The organism is Sabulibacter ruber (genome assembly GCF_017355955.1).
Lineage (GTDB): Bacteria > Bacteroidota > Bacteroidia > Cytophagales > Hymenobacteraceae > Nibribacter > Nibribacter ruber_A.
Window position 1 is genome coordinate 1 of the sequence record NZ_JAFFID010000216.1, and the last position, 241, is coordinate 241.

The window sequence follows — 241 nt, forward strand, 5'->3', positions numbered from 1 at the left end:
GGCGCAACCTTTCTTCTTGGACAGGGACGCGAGCTTCGTCGGACCTTTGGAAAGCGCCGCGACCCTCGGCATTATGCGCAGCTTCAAAATCTATAAGCCGCACGAATCCTGCGCGAATTTCCTAGAAATCCACCACGCCTGCAACCGCTACTTGGAGCGCCAAATCAAGACCGTACCGAATTTCTGAAGCCACGCGGGGAACCGGTCGCGGATCAGGAATCAATTCAAGACGCAGCCGTTC

1 protein-coding gene is annotated in these 241 nt (G+C 56.0%); it reads left to right on the top strand.

Annotation, left to right across the window (positions count from 1 at the left end):
* Positions 1-187 (top strand): hypothetical protein (locus JT719_RS25100; protein ID WP_207436498.1); only part of this gene is annotated, 187 nt, incomplete at its 5' end.
* Between the last annotated feature and the right edge of the window lie 54 nt (positions 188-241).